Source organism: Bradyrhizobium sp., assembly GCF_049581145.1.
Lineage (GTDB): Bacteria > Pseudomonadota > Alphaproteobacteria > Rhizobiales > Xanthobacteraceae > Bradyrhizobium.
This window is the reverse complement of the sequence record NZ_JBAURI010000025.1, coordinates 1-4,295: the sequence shown is the minus strand read 5'-3', so window position 1 is coordinate 4,295 and position 4,295 is coordinate 1. Positions and strand designations below refer to the sequence as shown.

The 4,295-nt window shown below is 65.9% G+C and carries 2 protein-coding genes, 1 pseudogene and 1 riboswitch; of the genes and pseudogenes, 2 read left to right on the top strand and 1 reads right to left on the bottom strand.

Going from position 1 to position 4,295, the window contains the following annotated elements; all coding sequences use genetic code 11:
• On the top strand, positions 1 to 427 hold a 427-nt coding region (locus WCB02_RS00770; RefSeq protein WP_423955257.1), incomplete at its 5' end, for a DUF3455 domain-containing protein.
• Positions 428 to 457: 30 nt separating this feature from the next.
• Here the strand turns inward: WCB02_RS00770 and alaS are convergent.
• Entirely contained in the window at positions 458 to 3,130 is a 2,673-nt protein-coding gene (alaS, locus tag WCB02_RS00765) for an alanine--tRNA ligase (RefSeq protein ID WP_423955255.1), read from the bottom strand.
• Positions 3,131 to 3,339: 209 nt separating this feature from the next.
• Positions 3,340 to 3,428, top strand: a riboswitch (glycine riboswitch).
• A 137-nt stretch (positions 3,429 to 3,565) separates the two neighbouring features.
• Between alaS and gcvT the strand changes: the two are divergent.
• Positions 3,566 to 4,295, top strand: a pseudogene (gcvT, locus tag WCB02_RS00760) (glycine cleavage system aminomethyltransferase GcvT); the annotation flags it as partial.

The following is a 4,295-nucleotide window of genomic DNA, read 5'->3' as shown; positions in this document are numbered from 1 at the left end:
GCCGGAGGCCATCGCAGCCCCGGGCCTGACCGCGGTCCTCACCGCGCACGCGACCGGCCAGCAGATCTACGAATGCAAGGCCGGCGCCGACGGCAAGCTCGCCTGGACCTTCCGCGAGCCGCAGGCGACGCTGGTCGCGGACGGCAAGGTCGTCGGCCACCACTTTGCCGGGCCGACCTGGGAGCTGAAAGACGGCAGCGCCATCACCGGCAAGGTCGCAGGCAGCGCGCCTGGCGCAACCGCCAATGACGTCGCCTGGCTGAAGCTCGACGTGGCGACCCACAAGGGCAGCGGCACGTTCTCCGATGTCACGACGGTGCAGCGGATCAACACGGTGGGCGGCGTGCTCAAGGACGCCTGCGACCGGCCGGGCACCACCCGCGGCATGCCCTACACCGCGGACTACGTGTTCCTGCGCAAGGGCTGAGACGTCCCTTCGCGGAACGAGCTGGGTTGTTCAAGCGCCAGCCATCGCCTTCTCGATCGCCGCGAGCGCGGCGCCGGCCTTGGCGCCATCGGGTCCGCCGGCCTGCGCCATGTCGGGCCGGCCACCGCCGCCCTTGCCGCCGAGCGCTTCAGAGGCCAAGCGCACCAGATCCACCGCGTTGTAGCGCGAGGTGAGGTCAGAGGTGACGCCGACCACGATGCCGGCCTTGCCGTCGGCGGTGACGCCGACAATGGCGACGACACCGGAGCCGAGCTGCTTCTTGCCGTCGTCGGCGAGGCTCTTCAGATCCTTCATCTCGATGCCTTCGACCGCGCGCGCCATCAGTTTGACGTTGCCGACCTCACGCACGCCGGCTGCTGCGCCATCCGCCGCCCCGCCGCCGCCCATCGCGAGCTTCTTGCGCGCGTCCGACAATTCGCGCTCGAGCTTCTTGCGCTCGTCCATCAGCGCGGCGATGCGCGCCGGCACGTCCTCGATCGTGGTGCGCAGCTCCGCCGCCGCGGTTTTCGCCAAAGCCATCGTGTCGTTGGCGTGCTTGCGCGCGTGGCGCCCGGTCAGCGCCTCGATACGGCGCACGCCGGAGGAGACCGCGCTCTCAGCCGTCACCGAGATCAGCCCGATATCGCCGGTCCGCTTGACATGGGTGCCGCCGCACAACTCGACCGACCAGCCGAGCGCATTCTGGCCATGCTGCCGCGCGCCTCGGCCCATCGAGACCACGCGGACCTCGTCGCCGTACTTCTCGCCGAACAGCGCGCGGGCGCCAGCATCGCGCGCATCGTCCAGCCCCATCAGGCGCGTCGTGACCTCGTCGTTTTCCAGCACCACCTCGTTGGCGATGTCCTCGACCAGGCTGAGTTCTTGCGGCGTAATTGGCTTGTTGTGGGCGAAGTCGAAGCGCAGGCGGTCCGGCGCCACCAATGACCCGCGCTGGGCGATGTGATCGCCGAGCACCTGGCGCAGCGCCTCATGCAACAGATGGGTGGCGGAGTGATTGGCGCGGATCGCGCCGCGCCTGCCATGGTCGACATCGAGCTGCAACGCGGTGCCGATCGCCACGGTGCCCTGCTCCACGGTGCCCACATGCACGAACAGGTCGCCGGCCTTCTTCTGGGTCTCGGTGACGCGGAAGCGGACGCCGTCGCCGACCATCACGCCCGTGTCGCCGACCTGGCCGCCGGACTCCGCATAGAATGGAGTCTGGTTGAGCACGATGGCGCCGCTCTCGCCAGCCTTCAGGCTGTCGGCCTCCTTGCCGTTCCTGACCAGCGCCGCAACCGCACCTTCGGCGCTCTCGGTCTCGTAGCCCAGGAACTCGGTGGCCCCGAGCTTTTCCCGCAACGAGAACCAGATGCCTTCGGTCGCGGTATCCCCCGAGCCGGCCCAGGCCGCGCGCGCCTTCTCACGCTGCCGGTCCATCGCATCGGTGAAGGCCGCGATATCGACGCCGATGCCGCGCGACTTCAGCGCATCCTGGGTCAGATCGAGCGGGAAGCCATAGGTGTCGTAGAGGGTGAAGGCGGTGTCGCCGTCGAACATGTCGCCCTTTTTCAGGGTCGCGCTTTTCTCATCCAGGATCGAAAGCCCGCGCTCCAGGGTCTTGCGGAAGCGGCTTTCTTCCAGCCGCAGCGTTTCTTCGATCAGGTTTTCCGCGCGCACCAGGTCCGGATAGGCTTGCCCCATCTCGCGGACCAGCGCCCACACCAGCCGATGCATCAGCGGATCGCGGGCGCCCAAAAGCTGCGCATGCCGCATCGCGCGGCGCATGATCCGGCGCAGCACATAGCCGCGGCCTTCGTTCGACGGCAGCACCCCGTCAGCGATCAGGAAGGCTGAAGAGCGCAGATGATCCGCGATGACCCGGAACGACGCGGCGGTTTTCTCCTGAGGTCCGCACCCGAGGGCCGCCGCGGCGGCATCGATCAAATGCCGGAAAAGATCGGTGTCAAACACGCTGTCGACGCCCTGCAGGATGCAGGCCATGCGTTCCAGCCCCATTCCGGTGTCGATCGAGGGACGCGGCAGCGGCATCCGCTCCTCTTTCGTCACCTGATCGAACTGCATGAAGACCAGGTTCCAGAATTCGAGGAAGCGATCGCCGTCCTCCTCCGGGCTGCCCGGAGGGCCGCCCCAGATATGCTCGCCGCGGTCGATGAAGATCTCGGAGCACGGGCCGCATGGACCCGTATCTCCCATCGCCCAGAAATTGTCCGAGGTCGCGATCCGGATGATGCGATCGTCCGAGAACCCGGCGATCGTCTTCCAGTAGCGCGCCGCCTCGTCGTCATTGTGGTAGATGGTGACGAGCAGCTTGTCCTTCTTGAGTCCGAAATCCTTCGTGATCAGGTTCCAGGCGAGCTCGATCGCGCGCTCCTTGAAATAGTCGCCGAAGGAAAAATTGCCGAGCATCTCGAAGAAGGTGAGATGGCGCGCGGTGTATCCGACATTGTCGAGATCGTTGTGCTTGCCCCCGGCGCGCACGCATTTCTGCGACGTGGTGGCGCGCACATAGGGCCGCTTCTCGACACCGGTGAAAACGTTCTTGAACTGCACCATGCCGGCATTGGTGAACATCAAGGTCGGGTCGTTGCGCGGCACCAGCGGCGAGGACGGCACGATCTCGTGACCGTTCTCGGCAAAGAAGTTCAGAAAAGTCGACCTGATCTCGTTGACGCCGCTCATGTTCATCCAATCGGGAATTGCCGGCACCGAAATGGCTCAATTTGCCGCGCAACGCTTTTAGACAAGGCCGTTCCCGCTGTCCAGAAACTGTGCAGGCGGATCCTACAAGCCGATCATAGGCTTGCCGCGACCGCGTAAACCTCGTTGATAGATGCTGCGAGTGCGTTGACAGACGCGTCGGCCTCGTGTTTTCTCCGCCTCGTTTTACGACGACCACGTCGGGAGAGATCGGCTTTGACGCCGGCGCCGAAGGAGCAACCGCCCCGGAAACTCTCAGGCAAACGGACCGCGTGGTGACGACAGCATCTGGAAAGAGGCGCCGAGGGCGAGAATCCTCAATGCGTCCGCCGACGGGATAATACTCTCAGGCACAGCGACAGATGGGGCTTCGAAGGTTTTCGGGGAATGGTCCCTGGGAACCGCGAGGACCCTGTGATGCTGGCGCGCGACGATCTCACCCCCCTCAAAAACACGCCGCTCCAAGCCCTTCACCTCTTGCTGGGCGCCAAAATGGTGCCATTCGCGGGTTACGAGATGCCGGTGCAGTTTGCGCAAGGCGTGCTGAGGGAACACCTGCATACCCGCGCGGCCGCCGGCTTGTTTGACGTGTCGCATATGGGGCAGCTTGCGCTGCGGGCGAAGTCCGGCCACCTGGAGGACGCGGCCATGGCGCTGGAAAGCCTGCTGCCGCAGGACATTCTCGGCCTCGCCCGAGGGCGGCAGCGCTATGCGCAATTCACCAATCCGGCCGGCGGCATGCTCGACGACCTGATGGTGGCGAATTTCGGCGACCATCTCTTTGTCGTGGTGAACGCCGCCTGCAAGGAGGCCGACGAGGCGCATTTGCGCCAGAACCTCGCCGGGATCTGCGAGGTCGAGCGGCTGGACGACCGCGCGCTGCTGGCGCTGCAGGGGCCAGAGGCCGAATCGGTGCTGGCGAGGTTTTGCGCAGATGCCGCCGGGATGCGGTTCATGGACGCCGGGCCGCGCAACGTCGCGGGCTTCGACTGTTTCGTCTCGCGCTCCGGCTATACCGGAGAGGACGGCTTTGAAATTTCAGTGCCGGCGCAGCAAGCCGCGCAGCTTGCAAGATTTCTGCTGGCAGACGACCGCGTGCGGCCGATCGGGCTCGGCGCGCGCGACAGTCTGAGGCTTGAGGCCGGGC

Bases quoted from the DNA above. Each gene is read 5' to 3' on its own strand.
- alaS (WP_423955255.1), bottom strand. From the start codon at position 3,130: ATGAGCGGCGTCAACGAGATCAGGTCGACTTTTCTGAACTTCTTTGCC.